The following is an 18,478-nucleotide window of genomic DNA, read 5'->3' as shown; positions in this document are numbered from 1 at the left end:
GCCGCGAGCCCCGGCGGCTGGGCGGGCACGGCGGGCAGCGCCGGACCCGCGGTGGCGGCCGGACCCACGGTGGCGGCCGGACCCGCGGTGGCGGCGCCGGCGCCGATCACCTGGAGGTCGTCGTCGGAGGTGACCACGGGGTGCCAGCCGTGCCGCCCGATGGCGGTGACCAGCGCCCGCACCATGGCCGGGTCGAACTGGGACCCGGAGCAGCGCTCCAGTTCCGTCAGGGCGACCGACACCGGCCGGGCCCGGCTGTAGGAGCGGGTCGAGGTCATCGCGTCGAAGGAGTCGGCCACCGCCACCACCCGGGCCAGCACCGGGATCTGCTCCCCGCTCAGCCCGTAGGGGTACCCGGAGCCGTCGACCCGCTCGTGGTGGTGCAGGATCGCGGACCGGGCCTCGCCCAGGAAGCCGATGCCCCGGACCATCTCGTGCCCGTACTCGGGGTGCAGCTCGATGACGCGGCGTTCCTCGGGGGTCAGCGGCCCGTCCTTGCGCAGCAGCCGGGTCGGTACGCCGAGCTTTCCGACGTCGTGCAGGATCCCGGCGATGCGGACGACCTCCAGGCGGTCGTCGGCCATGCCCAGCTCGCGGGCGATCATCGCGGAGGCCTGGCCGACGCGTTCGCTGTGGCCGCGCGTGTAGCGGTCCTTGAGGTCGACGGCCTGCACGAGGGCGCGGATCGTGGCCCGGTGGGCGGCGCGCTCGCGGTGGTACTGGGCGAAGACCCAGCAGGAGACGGACATCGGCAGGAGGACGAGCAGGGCGGCCGGGATCCCGTAGGGGCTGCGCCACATCACGGCCATCATCAGTCCGGCGAGGCCGTGCACGCAGTGCGGGGCGAGGGACCTGGTCAGGAGTCCGTGCCAGGCGTCGGCGGCCGGCCGGCGTTCGGCGGCGGCCAGGATCCCGCCGTCGAGGGCGGTGAGCACCAGGCAGAAGGCGACGGCGGCGGCCGCGGCGGGGAGCATCAGGGAGGGGAAGCCGGCCACCCAGAGGGAGGGGTCCGCGCCGTGGCCGGTCCCGCCCGGGGGGCCCGTGGCGCCGGCGGATGCCCCGGGTCCGGCCGTCGGCTCCCGGCCGCCGAGGAGCCCGTAGACCCGCCCGGCCAGGTGGGCGGCCATCGCCTGCTGAGCTCCGTGCCACACCCGGCGGACCCCGGCGGGCCGCCGGACGACGCTCTGGGCGAGCGCGCCCGGCACGGCCACGAGCGCGGCGGCCGCGGGCGGCAGCAGGAAGACGGCGGCCATCACGACGGGGAAGAAGGAGCCGAGGCCTTCGGGCGCCCGGCGGCCCGCCGGGGCGAGCACCCGGACCAGTTCGCAGGCCAGGGAGAGCGCGGCGAGCAGGAGGACGGCCGTCCAGGGCGTCGCGGGGTCCGTCAGCGCGGGGGCGGCACACGCGGCGGCGGCGAGCACAGCGGCCAGCACGCAGGCGCGCGCCGTCGGCGGAAGTGCCCGCATGGCGCTCGCCTCCCCCCTGTGCCGTGCGCACCGGGTGCCGAAGTGAACCGGCACCGAGAGGGGAGAATAGGCGGGCCCTGCGGGAAAGCAGGGCCCATTTTCGCATTGAGCCGTACGGGCGCCCCCGGATTAGCACCTTCGAGTGAACGAAGTGGCTTTCCGGGGGCGGTTGTTCAGCCGGTCGCGGGACCGGCGGTCACGTCGTGGTCGGGCACGGCCTGGCCCGAGCGGATCAGCTCGATCCGTCCCATGACCTTGGAACGCAGATCGCTCGGCACGTCGTCCGAACCGCAGCAGCGCTTCACCAGCTTCTTGACGGCCTGCTCCAGGCCGTACTTCTCAAGACAGGGATTGCACTCGCCGAAGTGGGTCTCGAACTTGGTGCAGTCACTGTCGGGCATCTCGTGGTCCAGGAACTCATAGAGATGGTCCAGAACCTCGGCGCACTCCGTCTCGTGCGGCTCTCCGCAGCTCATGAGCCCGAGCCTTTCAGGTCGTTCGACTCTCCCGCGCCCGCGGGGACCAGCCCGCGCTCACGGGCATAGTCCTCCAGCATTCCGCGGAGTTGACGGCGGCCACGGTGCAGTCGCGACATGACCGTACCGATGGGTGTACCCATGATGTCCGCGATCTCCTTGTACGCAAAGCCCTCTACGTCGGCAAGATAGACCGCGATGCGGAACTCTTCCGGAATGGCCTGCAGGGCTTCCTTCACGTCGGAATCGGGCAGGTGGTCGAGCGCCTGCGATTCCGCGGAACGCAAACCGGTCGACATGTGCGACTCGGCGCGCGCCAGCTGCCAGTCCTCGATCTCCTCCGCCGCGCTGCGCTGCGGCTCGCGCTGCTTCTTGCGGTAGGAGTTGATGAACGTGTTGGTCAGAATGCGGTACAGCCACGCCTTGAGATTGGTGCCCTCGCGGAACTGGTGGAAGGAGGCGTACGCCTTCGCGTACGTCTCCTGGACCAGGTCCTCGGCGTCGGCCGGGTTGCGCGTCATGCGCAGCGCGGCGGAGTACATCTGGTCGAGGTAGCCGAGGGCGTCCCGCTCGAAACGCGCGTTGCGCTCCGCCGTTGTCTCCTGCGCCTGGCCTTCGTCGGTCCCAGCGACAGGACCCACCTCCTCCGACAGCGTGGCGGCTCCGAAAGCGGATCCGCTCGAATCGGAGAATAGTCGACCATCCCGGCCTTCCGCCGCCCGAAGCGAGGCGCGCTTGGGGGCAGGCAGCACCGTCCAGTCCAGGTCAGCGGCCTGCGGACGGTTCTGGCTGATGACCTGGGTCATGCGCTCCCTCTCCTCCGACGAATTCCCCTACGTTCCGACACTCCACACAACAGGCGGGCCGTGCAGGGCATTCCCGGGCCCGCCAAGGGCTTTCGGCCGTATTCCGGTCCGGCCGGGGCCGGGTGACCGGGATCACTGCGGAATCCGTCAGGTCGGGCGCGCGGCCGCGCTCATCCGATGAGCCGGTCGAGCCACGGGCCCACCGCACCGGTGATCACGGCGAGGGTTTCCTCCTGGGTCGGGCCCGCCTTCTTCGGCACGGCGAAGCCGTGGTCGGCGTGGGCCACCTCCACCAGCTCGTACGGGTCCGCCCCGGCCGGCGCCGGGAACTCCTCGGGCCGCCCGAAGGGGTCCCGGCCGCCCTGCACCACCAGCACCGGCCTGTCGGCGCCCAGCAGCTCCGCCTCCCGGGACTTCTCGGGCCGGCCCGGCGGGTGCAGCGGGAACGCCAGCGCGAGCACCCCGGCCGCGTCGAGCCCGGCGGYGGTCCGGCAGGCCACCCGGGCCCCCGCGCTGCGTCCGCCGGCCACCACGGGCAGGCCCGGCCGGCGCAGAGCGGGCCACACGGCCCGCCAGCCCGCGTCCAGCGTCCCGGGGGCGGCGGCGACCTTCTTGCCCGCGACCCGCCAGGGCTGCTCGACCAGGGCGACGGTGACCCCGCGCGGGRGCAGGGCCGCGGCCAGGGCCGCGAGGTCCCGGGCCTCGATGCCGCCACCGGCACCGTGGCCGAGTGCCAGGACGAGCCGCGCGGCGCGGGCGGGGTGCCAGGTGACGCGGGCCTCGCCCGCCGGGGTGTCGACGCTCTCGGTGGTCATCCCCCGATCATGCCGGTCACCGGGTCAGAAGAGGGTGCCCTCCTCCGGCGCGGCCAGCTCGCCGAGCAGCTCCGGCCCGTTGTTGCGGACGTTGCTGACGGCGGTGGACACCGGGTAGGCGCGCATCAGCCCGCCGGGCGGCGGGGCGAGGAGGCCGCGCAGCTCGTCCTCGTCGGTGCGGGCGGGGTCCAGCCAGGCGTCCCAGCGGTCCGGGGTCAGCATGAGCGGCATCCGGGGGTGGATGTCGGACAGCGAGCGCGGGCCCTCGTCGGGAGCCGAGCCCAGCGGCCCGGTCTCGGCCTCGGCGGTGATCACCGAGCAGGTGGCCCACCAGGCCTGCGGGTGCTCGGCCGGCAGGGTCCCGTCGCGCCAGAACTCGTAGATGCCGGCCATCGCGAAGACGGAGCCGTCGGTGGGCAGGACGAAGTACGGCTGCTTGCGGGACCGCTTCTTCTTCCCCTCGACCTCCAGCTGCCGCTCGTCGTGCGCGGTGACCCACTCGTAGTAGCCGTCGGCGGGGACGATGCAGCGCCGCTGGGCGAAGGGCCGGCGGAAGGACGGCTTCTCGTGCAGGGTCTCGGACCGCGCGTTGATCATCCGGGCGGCGCCCTCGGGGTTCTTCGCCCAGGAGGGGACCAGGCCCCACTTCAGCACCCGCAGCTGGCGAACCGGACGCGGGTCCCGCGCGTCTTTGAGGGGACGGTCGAGGACGACGTGGACCTCCTTCGTCGGCGCCACGTTCCAGTCGGGGGCCAGGGTCTCCTGCGGCTCCCACCGCTCGACACCGAATATCGCCGCCAGCTCCCGGGGCGTCCGACTCGCCGCAAACCTTCCGCACATGGCTGACACACTGCCATGGCCCCCGCCCTCCACCGCAAGGAGTCCGCCACCCCATGGACAGCACCACGACGGCCGGTCTCTGGGACCGGCTGACCGGCATACAGCCCGAGCCCGCCTGGTGGCTGGTGGTCCTGACGGGCCTGGCCGCCCTGTCGGTGGTGGGGCCGCGGCCGGTGTGGCTGCTCTCGCGCAACGCGATCACCATCGCGCACGAGGGCGGGCACGGGCTGCTGGCCCTGCTGACCGGCCGGCGCCTCGACGGCATCCGGCTGCACTCGGACACCAGCGGGGTCACCGTCAGCAGCGGCAAGCCCACCGGGCTCGGGATGATCCTGACGGCCGCCGCCGGTTACACGGCGCCCTCACTGCTGGGCCTGGGCGGGGCGGCCCTGCTGTCGGCGCACCGGATCACGCTGCTGCTGTGGGCGGCGACCGCGCTGCTGCTGGCGATGCTGGTGATGATCCGCAACGCGTACGGGCTGCTGACGGTGGTGCTGACCGGCGCCGCGTTCGTCCTGGTGTCCTGGCTGGCGCCGTCCGGGGTGCAGGCGGTGTTCGCGTACGCGGTGGTGTGGTTCCTGCTGCTCGGCGGGGTGCGGCCGGTGTTCGAGCTCCAGGCCAAGCGCCGGCACGGCGGAGCCCCCGATTCGGACGCCGACCAGCTGGGGCGGCTCACCCATGTGCCCGCGCTCGCCTGGCTGCTGCTCTTCCACGCCGTCGCGCTGTGCTCGCTGATCGGCGGCGGTCGCTGGCTTCTCGGCCTCTGAGACGGGCCCGCGATCAAGATCTGGGCCCGGGGGAAGCCACTAAAGTGGTGGCCATGACCGAGACCCCCGCGCTCCACGCCCTCTGGCCCGCCCCCCTCGCGGACGGACCCGTCCACGCCACCGTCACCGTGCCGGGGTCCAAATCGGTCACCAACCGCGCCCTCGTCCTGGCCGCCCTCGCCTCCGAGCCGGGCTGGGTGCGCCGCCCGCTGCGTTCGCGCGACTCCCAGCTGATGTCGGACGCGCTGCGCGCGCTGGGCGTCGGCATCGAGGAGACCGTCTCCTCCAGCTCCAGCTCCACCTCCGGCGACGGCGCGGGCGGCGAGGCCTGGCGGATCATCCCGGCGGCCCTGCACGGCCCGGCCACCCTGGACGTCGGCAACGCGGGCACGGTCATGCGCTTCCTGCCGCCCGTCGCGACCCTGGCCGCCGGCGACATCCGTTTCGACGGCGACGCGCGGTCCTACGAGCGCCCCCTCGGCGAGGTCATCAACGCCCTGCGCGCCCTCGGCGCCCGGATCGACGACGACGGCCGCGGCGCGCTGCCGATGACCGTCCAGGGCGGCGGGGCCCTGGAGGGCGGCACGGTCGAGATCGACGCCTCCAACTCCTCGCAGTTCGTCTCGGCGCTGCTGCTCTCCGCCCCGCGCTTCAACCAGGGCGTCGAGGTCCGCCACACCGGCGCGACCCTGCCGTCGATGCCGCACATCCGGATGACGGTGGAGATGCTGCGCGCGGCGGGCGCCCAGGTCGACACCCCCGAGGCCGGCGGCGAGAAGAACGTGTGGCGGGTCGCGCCGGGCGCGCTGCTCGGCCGCGACATGGTCGTCGAGCCGGACCTCTCCAACGCCCAGCCGTTCATGGCCGCGGCCCTGATCACCGGCGGCACGGTGACCGTGCCGGACTGGCCGCGCCGCACCACCCAGCCCGGTGACGCGCTGCGCCGGATCTTCACCGAGATGGGCGGCTCCTGCGAGCTGACCGACGCGGGCCTGGTCTTCACCGGCACCGGCAAGATCCACGGCATCGACGTGGACCTGAGCGAGGTCGGCGAGCTGACCCCCGGCATCGCGGCGGTCGCGGCGCTGGCCGACTCGGAGTCGGTGCTGCGCGGTGTCCAGCACCTGCGCCTGCACGAGACGGACCGGCTGGCCGCGCTCACCGCGGAGATCAACGGGCTCGGCGGCGACGTCACCGAGACCGCCGACGGCCTGCACATCCGCCCGCGCCCGCTGCGCGGCGGCGTCTTCCACACCTACGACGACCACCGGATGGCCACGGCCGGAGCGGTGATCGGCCTGGCCGTCAAGGGCGTGGAGATCGAGAACGTCGCGACGACCGCGAAGACCCTGCCGGACTTCCCGACGATGTGGACAGAGATGCTCTCGGGAGCGGGAGCGTAGGGCCGGTCATGCGCAGGTACGGCAAGCACACCGACGAGGACGACATCCGCCAGCGCCCGAACCCCAAGGGCAACCGGGCGCGGACGAACATCCGGCCCAAGCACGAGGACGCCTCCGAGGGCTTCGTGCTGACCGTGGACCGCGGCCGGCTGACCTGCCTGGTCGGGGACCGCACGATCACCGCGATGAAGGCCCGCGAACTGGGCCGCAAGGCGGCGGTGGTCGGCGACCGGGTCTGGATCGTCGGTGACCTGTCCGGCAAGAAGGACACCCTCGCGCGGATCGTGCGCATCGAGGAGCGCAAGTCCGTCCTGCGGCGCACCGCCGACGACGACGACCCGTACGAGCGGGTGGTCGTCGCCAACGCCGACCAGCTGGCCATCGTCACGGCGCTGGCCGACCCCGAGCCCCGGCCGCGCATGATCGACCGCTGTCTGGTGGCGGCGTACGACGCCGGGCTGGAGCCCCTGCTGGTGCTCACCAAGTCCGACCTGACCTCCGCCGACAAGATCCTGGAGATCTACTCCACCTTCGGGCTGAACTACGTGGTGACCAACCGCGAGGAGCTGGCGACGGGCGGCGCCGCCGACCGGGTGCGCGAGCGCCTGAACGGCCGGATCACCGCCTTCGTCGGCCATTCCGGCGTCGGCAAGACCACCCTGGTGAACTCGCTGGTCGCCGAGGGCCGCCAGCGGGCCACCGGCCACGTCAACGCGGTGACCGGCCGCGGCCGCCACACCACCACCTCGGCGCTCGCCCTGCCGCTGCCCGCCGGGGACGGCTGGGTCATCGACACCCCGGGCGTGCGCTCGTTCGGCCTGCACCACGTGGACCCGTCCCGGGTGATCCTGGCCTTCCCGGAGCTGGTGCCGGGGACGGAGGGGTGCCCGCGCGCGTGCAGCCACGACGAGCCGGACTGCGCGCTCGACCAGTGGGTGGAGGACGGCCACGCGGACCCGGCGCGGCTGTATTCGCTGCGTCGGCTGCTGCAGACGCGGGAGCGTCGCGAGGGCGACTGAGCGGGCGGCGGGGTTTGCAGGGCGTCCTGTCTGGTAAATGCATCATCGCACCAAGTGACGCGACGTCACGCGAGGCGGGGAGGCAATCGACATGGCGTGGCTGCTGGTCGTGGTCGCGGGAATCCTGGAGACCGGCTTCGCCGTCTGCCTGAAGCTGTCCCACGGTTTCACCCGGCTGTGGCCCACGATCGCCTTCGCCTGCTTCGCCCTGGGCAGTTTCGGCCTGCTGACGCTGGCGCTGAAGAAGCTGGACGTGGGCCCCGCCTACGCGGTCTGGACGGGCATCGGGGCCGCCGGGACCGCGATCTACGGCATGGTCTTCCTCGGCGACCTGGTCTCCACGCTCAAACTCGTCTCGATCTCGCTGGTGATCCTGGGCGTCATCGGGCTCCAGCTCTCCGGTTCGGCGCACTGAGCGGCGCCCTGAGCGGCGCACCGGAGGTCGCCGCCGGAGGCGACCCGGCCGGCAGTCCGAGCAGCCTCAGCAGCTCGGCGGCGGCCCGGTCCCCGATGGCGTCCTCCCCGGGGGCTATCACGTAGGACAGGGCGAGGCGGACGGCGAGCTCGCAGCGCCAGGCCGGTTCTCCCGGGCTCAGCGCGGCCGCGGCCCGGTCCCGTACCGTCCGGGCCAGTTCCCCCGGAGCGAGAGCCTGCCGGGTCCCCGGCGGGGGCGGCGCGGGCAGCGCCGGCTCCCAGCCGCCGGTGAGCAGGGCCCGTACGAGGGGCCGGGTGCGGGCGGCGCGCACGGTCCACTCCGCGACGGCGGCGAGCCGGCCGGCGGCGTCCGTGTCCGTGTCCGTGTCAGCATCTGTGTCGGCAGCCCGGTCCGTGTCCGTGTCAGCATCTGTGTCGGCAGCCCGGTCAGTGTCCGTGTCCGGTACGGAGGAGGGTCCGGGGGCCAGCGCCCGGTCGACCCCGTCGAGGTACTCCTCGGCCGCCCGGCGCACCAGGGCGCGGCCCAGGCCGTCCTTGCCGCCGAACTCGTTGTAGAGGGTCTGCCGCGAGACCCCGGCGGCGGCCGCGACCTCCACCATCCGCACGGCCGGCCAGGGGCGCGCGGACAGTGCCGCTCCGGCCGCTCGCAGCAAGGACTCCCGGCCCGCCGGCATCGTCGCCTCCCCTGCTGTCGGTCTCCCGCTGTCGGTTTCCCGCTGGGCTCCCCCGTCAGAGTTGACGGGTCGACAGATCCTGTCAAGGGTGCCTCCCGGCCGCACTGTGGACCTCGTTCGCCGGGCCGCCCCGGTGTCGATACTGTTCGGGCATGTCCACGTATGCCGATGATCTGCGCCTTGCCCTCGAACTCGCCGACGCGGCGGACGCCGTCACGATGCGGCGGTTCCGCGCCCTCGACCTCCAGGTCGAGACGAAGCCGGACATGACCCCGGTCAGCGAGGCCGACAGGGCCGCCGAGGAGGTCGTCCGGGCGGGGATCCTCGCGGCCCGGCCCGCCGACGCCATCCTGGGCGAGGAGTTCGGGCTCCGGGGCGAAGGCCCGCGCCGCTGGGTCGTGGACCCGATCGACGGAACGAAGAACTACGTCCGCGGGGTGCCCGTCTGGGCGACGCTGATCTCCCTCATGGCGGAGGGCGGCGACGGGGTGTTCCGCCCGGTCGTCGGCGTGGTCTCCGCCCCCGCGCTGGGCCGCCGCTGGTGGGCCGCGCAGGGCTCCGGGGCCTTCTCGGGCGGGGCGCTGGGCGAGCCGACGCCCCTGGGGGTCTCGAAGGTCGCGGGCCTGGGCGACGCCTCCTTCGCGTACTCCTCGCTGAGCGGCTGGGAGGAGCAGGGCCGGCTCCCCGGGTTCCTGGACCTGACGCGCGCCTGCTGGCGCACGCGGGGTTACGGGGACTTCTGGCCGTACATGATGGTCGCGGAGGGTTCGCTGGACCTGTGTGCCGAGCCCGAGCTGAACCTGTGGGACATGGCGGCGATCGCGGTCGTGGTCCAGGAGGCGGGCGGCCGGTTCACCGACCTCGACGGCGTCGAGGGCGTCCACGGCGGGAACGCGGCGGCGTCCAACGGCCTGCTGCACGACGAGATGCTCGCGCATCTGCGCCCCCGGGCCTGACCCCACTGCGCGGTCGAGTGCGCTCAGCGCGCCCTCTTGATGACTCTCCGTACTCGTGGGAATCTGAGACTCCCCCGCTTGTGCACTTGTGAAGCGATTCTCGAAAGGGGCGCCCACGGGTGCACCCACCCAAGCGGCGGACTCACCCAGGAGGTGGCTCTCTTCATGCTCGTCCGTGACGCCATGAGCACCGTGATCCTCACCCTCGGACCCGCGCACACCCTTCGACAGGCGGCCTGCCTGATGTCCGGCCGGCGCGTCGGCGCGGCCGTGGTCCTCGACCCCGACCACAGCGGCGTCGGCATCCTCACCGAGCGCGACATCCTCAATTCGATCGGCGCGGGTCACGATCCCGACCGGGAGTCGGTGGGCGCGCACACCACGAACAACGTCGTCTTCTGCACCCCGGAGGCCACCGTGCAGGAGGCCGCCGAGGCCATGGCGCTCGGCGGCTTCCGGCACCTGATCGTCCTGGAGGACGGCGGCCCGGTGGGCATCGTCTCCGTCCGCGACGTCATCCGCTGCTGGGTGCGGGCGCGGCGCAGCATCGCTGCGTAGACCGAAGGGCCGGCCCCCTTGCGGGGGCCGGCCCTTCGGCTCTCGGCGCGCGGCCGTCGATCGAGATGCCCGCACGGCGGGCGACCGCCTCCGCGGCAGCGGCGGAGGTCCGGCCGCGAAGGAGGCTGTCAGCCGCGAAGGGCCTGGACCGCGGCCTCCAGCCGCTTGCCGAAGTCGCCGTCCGCCTGGCGGAAGTTGTTGATCGCCCGCTCGGCGATGTCGTCACGGGAGACCTTGGCGATGAAGCCGGACAGGTTCTCGATCAGACGGGACTTCTCGTCCTCCGACATCAGGCGGTAGAGGTCGCCCGCCTGGACGAAGTCGTCGTCCTCGGAGTGCGACGGGGTGGCGTGGTTGCCCGTGCCGCCGGTCACCGCGGCGGACTGCCACAGCGGGCGGTCCGTCTGGAAGGGGCCGCCGAAGCTGTTCGGCTCGTAGTTCTTCGCGCCCTTGTGGCGGCCGTCGTACAGGAAGCCGTCACGGGAGTTGGTGCGCGCCTCGGTGGCGTGCGGGCGGTTCACCGGCAGGTGGTCGGCGTTGATGCCGACGCGGTAGCGGTGGGCGTCGCCGTACGCGAAGAGACGGCCCTGGAGCATCTTGTCGGGGGACGGACCGATGCCGGGGACGAAGTGCGCCGGGGAGAAGATGGACTGCTCGACCTCGGCGAAGACGTTCTCCGGGTTGCGGTTGAGCTCCAGCTTGCCGATCTCGATCGGCGGGTAGTCCTCGTGCGGCCACACCTTGGTGAGGTCGAACGGGTTGAAGCGGTACCCGTCGGCGTCGGCCGCCGGCATGATCTGGACCTGGACGGTCCAGGTCGGGAACTCGCCGCGCTCGATGGACTCGCGCAGGTCGCGCTGGTGCGAGTCGGGGTCCTCGCCGGCCAGGGTGTTGGCCTCGGCCTGGGTGAGGTTCTTGATGCCCTGGTCGGTCTTGAAGTGGTACTTGACCCAGAAGACCTCGCCGGCCTCGTTGTTCCACTGGAACGTGTGCGAGCCGTAGCCGTTCATGTGGCGGTAGGACGCCGGTATGCCGCGGTCGCCGAAGAGCCAGGTCACCTGGTGGGTGGACTCGGGCGACAGACCCCAGAAGTCCCAGACGTTGTCCGGCTCCTGCGAGCCCGTGTACGGGTCGCGCTTCTGGGTGTGGATGAAGTCGGGGAACTTGATCGCGTCCCGGATGAAGAAGACCGGGGTGTTGTTGCCGACGAGGTCGTAGTTGCCCTCCTCGGTGTAGAACTTCAGCGCCCAGCCGCGGGGGTCGCGGCGGGCGTCGGCGCCGCCGAGGCTGTCCGCGACGGTGGAGAAGCGCAGAAACGTTTCCGTCTCCTTGCCGACCTCGGAGAGGAACTTCGCGCGGGTCCACTGCGTCACGTCACGGGTGACGGTGAAGGTGCCGTAGGCACCGGCACCACGGGCGTGCACCACGCGCTCCGGGATGCGCTCGCGGTTGAAGTGGGCGAGCTTCTCCAGGAGGAGCTGGTCCTGGACGAGAACGGGCCCACCCACGCCAGCGGTCTCGCTGTTCTGGTTGTCGGCGACCGGAGCCCCGGCCTCCGTGGTGAGCGGTCCCTGCTGCGTCACGTGCGCCTCCTGCGTCATTCCTGCGTGTCCTGTCCTTGGCGTTTGCTGCATCCGATCCTACGATGGACTTTGTCTAAGTCAAGTAAGCATCCAAGTCCACACCGGTTCGGGATCTGCACCGAATCCCCACTGTTAGGCTGGCTGTATGAGTGACCTGCTGGAACGACTTCGCGGACGCGGCTGGCGCATGACGGCCCAGCGGCGCGTCGTGGCCGAAGTGCTCGACGGCGACCACGTCCACCTGACGGCCGACGAGGTCCACGCGCGAGCCGTGACCAAACTGCCCGAGATCTCCAGGGCGACGGTCTACAACACCTTGGGCGAGCTGGTCACTCTCGGCGAAGTCCTGGAGGTCTCGACGGACCGGCGGGCCAAGCGGTACGACCCGAACGCCCACCGCCCCCACCAGCACCTGGTCTGCGCCCAGTGCGGGGCCATCCGCGACGTCCACCCGGCGGGGGACCCGCTGGCCGACCTGCCCGCCGCCGAGCGCTTCGGCTTCGTGGTCTCGGCGGTCGAGGTGACGTACCGCGGCGTCTGCCCGAACTGCGCGGGCGCGTAGCCGCGTAGCGCGCTCACGGGCGAACGGAAAAAGGCCGGGGCCATGGCCCCCGGCCTTTTCGCTACCCTCCGGCCGCCACGAAGGGGCGGTCCGTTTACGATCAGAAACGACTCAAGGCCCGGATCCATGGGATCCGGGCCTTGGGCCTTCAGTAGCGGGGACAGGATTTGAACCTGCGACCTCTGGGTTATGAGCCCAGCGAGCTACCGAGCTGCTCCACCCCGCGTCGGTAAACACGACTGTACGTGAGGCCACCCGGCAGATGCAAATCAGTTAACCGGCACTCAGGCCGACAGCTCCTCCGCCAGCGCGTCGCGCAGCCGGGCCGCGCGCTCCGAGACCTCCGCCGGGCCCAGCTCCATGGCCCGCACGCACCACTTCTGCCCCTCGGACAGGTCTCCGTGCCGGGCCGCGAGCAGGCCCAGCCGCAGCGCCGCCCTGCCGTGCCCCGCCACCGCGGCGCGGGTCCACCACAGGGCCGCCTCGGGCTCGTTGCCCTCGCGGGCCAGCAGCAGCCCCAGGTTGAACGCGCCGTTGCGGGAGCCGGCCTCCGCCGCCTCCCGGTACCAGCGCGCGGCCACCGTCAGGTCGCCCCGGGCGGCGGCCAGCATCCCGACCCGGACCTGGGCCCGCCGGTGACCCTGCTCGGCGGCGCGCTCGTACCACTCCTCGCTCTCGGTCCTCGCGGCCCCGCCGACCGGCTCGCCCAGCGCCACCGGCTCCGGCGGCGGGGCGAGCGACTCCAGCAGGGAGGCCAGCCGGAACGCCGCCTCGGCGCTGCCGCCGCCCGCCGCGCAGCGCAGGTGCCGCTCGGCGGCCCGCTCGGCCCCGTCGCGCACCAGGGCGATCCCGACCTGGAGCGCGGCGTCGGTGTGGCCGGCCGCGGCGGCCCGCTCGTACCACTTCAGCGCCGTACGGTCCTCGTCGCGGCTGGCGAAGAGGATGCCCAGGTTGAAGGCGGCGTCCACGCTGCCGGCCTCCGCCGCCTTGGAGAACCACGGCTCGGCCCCGGCCGCGTCACCGCCCTGGAGGAGCAGGATGGCGAGCGCGTTGGCGGCCTCGCGGTGGCCCGCGTAGGCGGCCCGGCGGTACCACTGCTCGGCCTGCGCCGTGCGTTCCTGCGCGGCGCAGAGCAGGGCGAGGTTGTACGCGCCGTTCTGGTCGCCCGCGTCCATCGCGGCCCGGTACCACTTCTCGGCCGTCTGGGTCTCGCCCCGGGCGGCGTGCAGCGCGCCCAGGGCGTTCGCCGCGTTGCCGTCGCCGTCCTGGGCGGCCCGCAGCCACCACGACGCCGCGCTCTCCTCGTCCCCCGCGTCGCGCAGCAGGAAGCCGAGGGCGCACGCCGCCCGGGCTTCGCCCTGCTTCGCCGAGCTGAGGTACCAGCGTCCGGCCTCCTTGAGCTCGCCGCGCGCCTCCAGCAGGGCGCCCAGGTGCAGCCCGGCGCGCCGGTGCCCGCGTGCGGCGGCCTGGCGGTACCACTGCTCGGCCTCGGCGGGGTCGCCCTTGCGCAGGTGTCGCGCCAGTCGGTAGGCCGCCTCGCGGTGCCCCTGTTCGGCGGCGGCGCGGAACCAGCGCTCGACGCCCTTGTCCCCGCGGTGCTCCAGCAGGTCGGCCAGGCCGTAGGCACCCAGGGCGTGGCCGGATTCGGCCGCCTGGCGCAGCCAGTACTCGGCGGCGGGCTCGTCCCCGCGCTCGCGGTAGTGGCGGCCCAGGGCGTGTGCGGCCGGGGCCGATCCGGCGACGGCGGCGACCCGCCACCAGCCGGCGGCGTCGTCGGGGTAGCCGCGCTGGTGCAGGAGGACGCCGAGGTTGTTCGCGGCGGCGCGGTCGCCCGCCGCGGTGGCTCCGCGCAGGTACGGTTCGGCACCGGCCAGGTCGCCGCGGCGCAGCAGCAGGGCCCCGAGCACGCTCATGGCGCCCGAGTCGCCCTTGTCGGCGGCGAGCCGGTGGCGGGCCTCCAGCTCGGCCTCGGTGGCACCTTCGGCCTCGCCGAAGGCTTCTTCCGCGAACACCGCATCGGTCAGTGCGGTTTGCGCGTTGACAGACTGAGCCGCCTCACCGGACTCCGTACCCGACTCGGCCTCCGCCCTCACAAACCGCCCTGTCTCCAGCAGAGTTGACCTGTCCCCCATAAATCCCATCGTCGCATCACCTGCTACCCGCGTACACCTGGTATGTCGCAGCCAGTGAGGTCACTACAGCGTTTTGTCGACATGCCCACAGAGAGACAAGTCAAACACGCCCACACCCCAACTCACCCGCCCCAGTGACCCCGTGTCTCCCGGCTTCTTCTTCCGGCCCCCGCCCGGACATGACGAAGGCCCGGATCCCATTGGATCCGGGCCTTCGTTTTCAGTAGCGGGGACAGGATTTGAACCTGCGACCTCTGGGTTATGAGCCCAGCGAGCTACCGAGCTGCTCCACCCCGCGTCGGTGAAACCACAGTATCACGACGCGGGGTGGGGCCTTGACCACGTGGTTGCCTAGCCGCCCGTCTTGGGCGCCGTCAGCTTCGCCTCGGCGTCGATCGCCCGCTTCAGCGCGGCCTTGATGTCGTCCTGGGCCTTGCCGTAGGCCGTCCAGTCGCCGGACTGCCGGGCCTTCTCCGCCGCGTCGATGGCCTTCTGGGCGTCCTCCAGGGCCGCCTTGACCGTCGGGTCCTGGGCGGTGGGCGGAGTGACGGTGCCCTCGCCCGGCGGGGTCGTCGTCGGGGGCGTCGGCGTGGTGGGCGTGGTGGGGGCCTCGGCCCCGAAGACCACGTTCAGCGCCTTCTCCAGGGTGTCCTCGAAGGCCGTCTGGCCGCCGTAGGTCACGAGCACCTTGCGCAGCAGCGGGTACTTGAGCCCGGAGCTGCGGACGTACACCGGCTCCACGTAGAGCATGCCGCCGTCCAGCGGGACCGTGAGCAGGTTCCCGTACTCGACCTCGGAGTCGCCGCCGCGCAGCAGACGGATCGACTCGGCGATCTTCGGCTCGGAGTTGAACTTGCTCTGGACCTGCTTGGGGCCGTCGACCGGGCTGCTGGTCGGCAGCTTCAGGAGTCTGATCTTGCCGTAGTCCGGGGTCCCCGGATCCGCGTTGACCGCCATGAAGGCGCTGAGGTTGTCCCGGCCGTTCGGCGTGAAGGTCGTCGTGAGGGAGAAGACCTGGTCCTTCTCCTTCTGCGCCGGCATCTTCATCGACAGGTAGTACGGCGGAACCGCCGTGCCGGCCTTGGTGGTCGGGTCGTCCGGGACCTGCCAGGCCTCGCTGCCGCTGAGGAAGGTCTGCGGGTCGGTGACGTGGTACCGGGTGAGCAGCTCGCGCTGGACCTTGAAGAGGTCCTGCGGGTAGCGCAGGTGGTCCATGAGCGCCTTGTCGATCGCGCTCTTGGGCTTCACCGTGCCCGGGAACGCCTTCATCCAGGTCTTCAGGACCGGGTCTTCGGTGTCCCACTGGTACAGGCTGACCGTGCCGTCGTACGCGTCGACGGTGGCCTTCACCGAGTTGCGGATGTAGTTGACCTGGTTCTCCTGGGCCACCACCGCGCGCTGGCTGTTGGTCAGCGAGTCGGTCGTGCTGTCGCCCAGCGTGGTGCGCGAGGCGTACGGGTAGCCGTTCGTCGTCGTGTAGGCGTCGACGATCCACTTGACCCGGCCGTCGACGACCGCCGGGTACGGGGCCCCGTCGATCGTCAGCCAGGGTGCGACGGCCTCGACGCGCTCCTTGGGCGTGCGGTTGTAGAGGATCCGCGAGCCCTCGCCGATGGCGCCCGAGTACAGGATCTGCGGCTCGCTGAAGGCGAGCGCGTACGCGGCCCGGTTGACCGGGTTGTCGAGGTTGACGCCGGAGTCGCCCTTGTAGCTGGTCTCCTTCTCGCCCTTGTCGTCCGAGTAGTCGAGCTCCTTCTGCGGACCGCCGACGATCGAGTACTGCTTCGTCTGCTCGCCGTAGTAGATGCGCTGCTCGAAGTCCGTGCCGAACATGCCCTTGGAGGGCAGGTCGGACTGGGTGAAGTCGGGGGCGCCCTTGTCGGTGGCGGTGTTGCCCTTGGCGGCGACCACGCCGAAGCCGTGCGTGTAGCGGAAGTGGTCGTTGATCCAGTTGTTCTTCGGGATGCCGCCGATGTTGAGCTCGCGGAGCCCGATGACCGTGTCCTGGCCGCTGTAGCGGTCCACGGCGAGCGTGGACGGGAAGGCGTAGTAGCCCTTGACCTGCTGGAGCTGCTGGAAGGCCGGGGAGACGATGTTCGGGTCGAGGAGCCGGATGCTGGCGGTGGTGTCCGCCGTCTTGCGCAGCTGGTCCTTGTTCGTGCCGGCGTTGGGCACGCCCGGGTAGTCCTTGACGTCGCTGCCGGCGATCCCGTAGGCGTCGCGCGTGGCCTTGATGTTCTTCTCGACGTACGGGGATTCCTTGGCCTGCTCGTTCGGCTGGACCTGGAACTTCTGCACGATCGCCGGGTAGAGCCCGCCGATCAGGATCGCCGACAGGACCATCAGGCCGAAGCCGATGACCGGCAGCTGCCAGGTGCGGCGCCACAGGGTGGCGAAGAAGAGCAGCGCGCAGATGGCCGCGATGGCGACGAGGATCGTCTTCGCGGGAAGGTAGGCGTTGGCGTCGACGTACCGCAGGCCGGTCCAGTTGTCGGCGGCCTTGAAGTCGCTGGACTTCACGGCGAGGCCGTACCGGTCGAGCCAGTAGGCGACGGCCTTGAAGGTCACGAAGAGGCCGAGCAGCACCGACAGGTGCCCGGTCGCCGCGGCGGTGGCCCGGGCGCCCGGGCTGGTCACGCGCAGGCCGCCGTACAGGTAGTGCACGACGACGGCGGCGATCACCGAGAGCACGACGGCGGCGAAGCCGAAGCCGAGCAGGAAGCGGTACCAGGGCAGGTCGAAGGTGTAGAAGGACACGTCCAGACCGAACTGGGGGTCCTTGCGCCCGAAGGGCACCCCGTTCACGTACATCAGCCAGGTCTTCCACTGGCCGGCCGCCGAGGCGCCCGCGATCAGTCCGACGACCGCGGCGATGCCCAGGAGCAGCCACTTCTTGTACGGGGCGACGCTCATCCGGTAGCGGTCGAGGCTCTGCTGCTCCATCGACATCGCGCTGAGCGGCGGCCGCAGCCGGTGCGCCAGCCAGATGTTGAACCCGACGGCACCGGCCATCAGCAGGCCGAAGACGGCGAAGAGGCCGATCTTGGTCCACAGGGTGGTGGTGAAGACCGTGGAGTACTTGACGGAGCGGAACCAGAGCCAGTCCGTCCAGAACCCGGCGAACATGATGAACGCCATGGCCAGGACGGCCAGGACGCCCAGGGTCATCAGAAGAGTCCGGGCGCGCCGGGAGGGGCGGCCGACTCTCATCCGTGGCCCGGAGGGGCCTCCGCCGCGGTCCGGCATCTGGAAAGCCAAGGTGCGCACCTCGAAAGTCGCTGGGGTCTGGTCGGTCTCTGGCGTACTGGAAAAGTGTCCAAAGCTGGGCCCCCGATCGTAGGGCCCACTCATGCAACTTACTGAGGCTTTAGTCAGTTCCCGCTATCGGGGAGAAAGGAGGCAGGATGTTGTCCATGTCCAACCTTTCTCCCTCCCCCGGCACCCCGATGGCGGCCGGTCCGCTGACCCGCGCCGTCCTCGAAATCGACGAGTACGCCTCCACCCTCGGCTGGGACAAGCCCGCCCGGCTCTTCGCCCTGGTCGACACGGCCCGCCTGCGCCGCTCGGAGCCGGGCCTCACGAACCAGCTGGGCCTCGACCGGGACGACGCCGGCAAGAGCCAGCTGACCCCGATCGAGCAGGACCAGGTCCCGGCCGGGATGCCGCTGGACAAGTTCCTGGGAACCATCGCGTGGCCCGACGCGATCGTCGGCTGCGCCCTGACCGTGGAGCGGCTGATGCTGCCGCCGTCCGCGGAGGCCTCCGTACCGGAGGGGCTCAGCGACAAGCAGCTGGCCAAGTGGGTCGCCGGGCACCCCGACCGGCAGGAGGTCCGCCTGACGGTGGGCGTGCTGCGCGACGGGTCGCGGGAGTCTGCCGTGCGGCTGCGGGAGAAGGACTCCTCCAGTGAGGTGCTGACCGGGGCGACCCTGGTGCCGGGCCTGGCCGAGGCCCTGGCCGCGACCTTCCTGGACTAGTCGGGCCGG

At 71.9% G+C, this 18,478-nt stretch carries 17 protein-coding genes and 2 tRNA genes; 8 read left to right on the top strand and 11 right to left on the bottom strand.

Annotated elements, in window-relative coordinates; all coding sequences use genetic code 11:
• From AB4039_RS24220 to AB4039_RS24200, 5 genes are all read right to left on the bottom strand, one after another.
• On the bottom strand, positions 1–1,466 hold a 1,466-nt coding region (locus AB4039_RS24220), incomplete at its 3' end, for an HD-GYP domain-containing protein (RefSeq protein WP_442271806.1).
• 173 nt (positions 1,467–1,639) lie between these two features.
• Positions 1,640–1,942: a mycothiol system anti-sigma-R factor gene (gene rsrA, locus AB4039_RS24215; protein ID WP_030225838.1), complete on the bottom strand. Its 303-nt coding sequence runs from the start codon at positions 1,940–1,942 to the stop codon at positions 1,640–1,642.
• Positions 1,939–2,583: a sigma-70 family RNA polymerase sigma factor gene (locus AB4039_RS24210; RefSeq protein WP_007266438.1), complete on the bottom strand. Its 645-nt coding sequence runs from the start codon at positions 2,581–2,583 to the stop codon at positions 1,939–1,941. Before AB4039_RS24210 ends, rsrA begins: the two co-directional genes overlap by 4 nt.
• Positions 2,584–2,918: 335 nt before the next feature.
• Complete coding sequence (locus tag AB4039_RS24205; RefSeq protein WP_442271805.1) at positions 2,919–3,563, bottom strand: alpha/beta hydrolase family protein; 645 nt, start codon at positions 3,561–3,563, stop codon at positions 2,919–2,921.
• 24 nt (positions 3,564–3,587) lie between these two features.
• Positions 3,588–4,403 (bottom strand): SOS response-associated peptidase, encoded by an 816-nt coding sequence (locus tag AB4039_RS24200; RefSeq protein ID WP_266842176.1) that lies wholly within the window; start codon positions 4,401–4,403, stop codon positions 3,588–3,590.
• 53 nt (positions 4,404–4,456) lie between these two features.
• Between AB4039_RS24200 and AB4039_RS24195 the strand changes: the two genes are divergently transcribed.
• From AB4039_RS24195 to AB4039_RS24180, 4 genes are all read left to right on the top strand, one after another.
• Positions 4,457–5,170: a M50 family metallopeptidase gene (locus AB4039_RS24195; RefSeq protein WP_266842175.1), complete on the top strand. Its 714-nt coding sequence runs from the start codon at positions 4,457–4,459 to the stop codon at positions 5,168–5,170.
• 53 nt (positions 5,171–5,223) lie between these two features.
• On the top strand, positions 5,224–6,573 hold the full coding sequence (gene aroA / locus AB4039_RS24190) for a 3-phosphoshikimate 1-carboxyvinyltransferase (protein WP_266842174.1): 1,350 nt from the start codon (positions 5,224–5,226) through the stop codon (positions 6,571–6,573).
• A gap of 8 nt (positions 6,574–6,581) precedes the next feature.
• Positions 6,582–7,592, top strand: coding sequence for a ribosome small subunit-dependent GTPase A (gene rsgA, locus AB4039_RS24185; protein WP_030225857.1), 1,011 nt, complete (start codon positions 6,582–6,584; stop codon positions 7,590–7,592).
• Positions 7,593–7,683: 91 nt separating this feature from the next.
• Positions 7,684–8,007, top strand: a complete 324-nt coding sequence (locus AB4039_RS24180; RefSeq protein WP_030225858.1) for a DMT family transporter — start codon at positions 7,684–7,686, stop codon at positions 8,005–8,007.
• Here AB4039_RS24180 and AB4039_RS24175 read toward each other — a convergent pair.
• On the bottom strand, positions 7,973–8,701 hold the full coding sequence (locus AB4039_RS24175; RefSeq protein WP_442271804.1) for a TetR/AcrR family transcriptional regulator: 729 nt from the start codon (positions 8,699–8,701) through the stop codon (positions 7,973–7,975). The genes AB4039_RS24180 and AB4039_RS24175 overlap by 35 nt on opposite strands.
• A gap of 152 nt (positions 8,702–8,853) precedes the next feature.
• On the opposite strand from AB4039_RS24175, the gene hisN reads away from it, so the two are divergent.
• Positions 8,854–9,657, top strand: coding sequence for a histidinol-phosphatase (gene hisN / locus AB4039_RS24170; protein ID WP_442271803.1), 804 nt, complete (start codon positions 8,854–8,856; stop codon positions 9,655–9,657).
• Between the two features lie 165 nt (positions 9,658–9,822).
• Complete coding sequence (locus AB4039_RS24165; protein WP_266842168.1) at positions 9,823–10,215, top strand: CBS domain-containing protein; 393 nt, start codon at positions 9,823–9,825, stop codon at positions 10,213–10,215.
• Positions 10,216–10,343: 128 nt separating this feature from the next.
• Here AB4039_RS24165 and AB4039_RS24160 read toward each other — a convergent pair whose 3' ends face one another.
• Positions 10,344–11,816 (bottom strand): catalase, encoded by a 1,473-nt coding sequence (locus AB4039_RS24160; protein WP_266842166.1) that lies wholly within the window; start codon positions 11,814–11,816, stop codon positions 10,344–10,346.
• Positions 11,817–11,943: 127 nt separating this feature from the next.
• Here AB4039_RS24160 and AB4039_RS24155 point away from each other — a divergent pair, with 127 nt between their 5' ends.
• Entirely contained in the window at positions 11,944–12,360 is a 417-nt protein-coding gene (locus AB4039_RS24155) for a Fur family transcriptional regulator (RefSeq protein ID WP_266842165.1), read from the top strand.
• A 152-nt stretch (positions 12,361–12,512) separates the two neighbouring features.
• Here AB4039_RS24155 and AB4039_RS24150 read toward each other — a convergent pair.
• The 4 genes from AB4039_RS24150 to AB4039_RS24135 all read right to left on the bottom strand — a co-directional run bounded on the left by AB4039_RS24150 (position 12,513) and on the right by AB4039_RS24135 (position 17,738).
• A tRNA-Met gene (locus AB4039_RS24150) sits at positions 12,513–12,586 on the bottom strand.
• Between the two features lie 58 nt (positions 12,587–12,644).
• A complete protein-coding gene (locus AB4039_RS24145; RefSeq protein WP_266842164.1) occupies positions 12,645–14,501 on the bottom strand; it encodes a tetratricopeptide repeat protein in 1,857 nt (618 codons plus the stop codon).
• Positions 14,502–14,716: 215 nt separating this feature from the next.
• Positions 14,717–14,790 (bottom strand) — tRNA-Met (locus AB4039_RS24140).
• A 53-nt stretch (positions 14,791–14,843) separates the two neighbouring features.
• The gene (locus tag AB4039_RS24135; RefSeq protein WP_266844019.1) at positions 14,844–17,738 is read right to left on the bottom strand and encodes a UPF0182 family protein; all 2,895 of its coding nucleotides are present in this window, start codon (positions 17,736–17,738) and stop codon (positions 14,844–14,846) included.
• 158 nt (positions 17,739–17,896) lie between these two features.
• Here AB4039_RS24135 and AB4039_RS24130 point away from each other — a divergent pair, with 158 nt between their 5' ends.
• On the top strand, positions 17,897–18,469 hold the full coding sequence (locus AB4039_RS24130; protein WP_266842163.1) for a PPA1309 family protein: 573 nt from the start codon (positions 17,897–17,899) through the stop codon (positions 18,467–18,469).
• Positions 18,470–18,478 lie beyond the last annotated feature (9 nt).

This window comes from Streptomyces sp. M-16, assembly GCF_052114405.1.
Taxonomy (GTDB): domain Bacteria; phylum Actinomycetota; class Actinomycetes; order Streptomycetales; family Streptomycetaceae; genus Streptomyces.
Note: the sequence above shows the minus strand (reverse complement) of the source record. Positions and strands in the feature narration are given on the sequence as shown.

Excerpts from the sequence above, each read along its gene's own strand:
- AB4039_RS24180 (WP_030225858.1), top strand. The coding sequence starts at position 7,684 with ATGGCGTGGCTGCTGGTCGTGGTCGCGGGAATCCTGGAGACCGGCTTC.
- aroA (WP_266842174.1), top strand. The coding sequence starts at position 5,224 with ATGACCGAGACCCCCGCGCTCCACGCCCTCTGGCCCGCCCCCCTCGCG.
- AB4039_RS24130 (WP_266842163.1), top strand. The coding sequence starts at position 17,897 with ATGTTGTCCATGTCCAACCTTTCTCCCTCCCCCGGCACCCCGATGGCG.
- rsrA (WP_030225838.1), bottom strand. The coding sequence starts at position 1,942 with ATGAGCTGCGGAGAGCCGCACGAGACGGAGTGCGCCGAGGTTCTGGAC.
- AB4039_RS24200 (WP_266842176.1), bottom strand. The coding sequence starts at position 4,403 with ATGTGCGGAAGGTTTGCGGCGAGTCGGACGCCCCGGGAGCTGGCGGCG.
- AB4039_RS24175 (WP_442271804.1), bottom strand. The coding sequence starts at position 8,701 with ATGCCGGCGGGCCGGGAGTCCTTGCTGCGAGCGGCCGGAGCGGCACTG.
- AB4039_RS24160 (WP_266842166.1), bottom strand. The coding sequence starts at position 11,816 with ATGACGCAGGAGGCGCACGTGACGCAGCAGGGACCGCTCACCACGGAG.
- AB4039_RS24165 (WP_266842168.1), top strand. The coding sequence starts at position 9,823 with ATGCTCGTCCGTGACGCCATGAGCACCGTGATCCTCACCCTCGGACCC.
- AB4039_RS24135 (WP_266844019.1), bottom strand. The coding sequence starts at position 17,738 with ATGCCGGACCGCGGCGGAGGCCCCTCCGGGCCACGGATGAGAGTCGGC.
- AB4039_RS24155 (WP_266842165.1), top strand. The coding sequence starts at position 11,944 with ATGAGTGACCTGCTGGAACGACTTCGCGGACGCGGCTGGCGCATGACG.
- AB4039_RS24195 (WP_266842175.1), top strand. The coding sequence starts at position 4,457 with ATGGACAGCACCACGACGGCCGGTCTCTGGGACCGGCTGACCGGCATA.
- AB4039_RS24145 (WP_266842164.1), bottom strand. The coding sequence starts at position 14,501 with ATGGGATTTATGGGGGACAGGTCAACTCTGCTGGAGACAGGGCGGTTT.
- rsgA (WP_030225857.1), top strand. The coding sequence starts at position 6,582 with ATGCGCAGGTACGGCAAGCACACCGACGAGGACGACATCCGCCAGCGC.
- hisN (WP_442271803.1), top strand. The coding sequence starts at position 8,854 with ATGTCCACGTATGCCGATGATCTGCGCCTTGCCCTCGAACTCGCCGAC.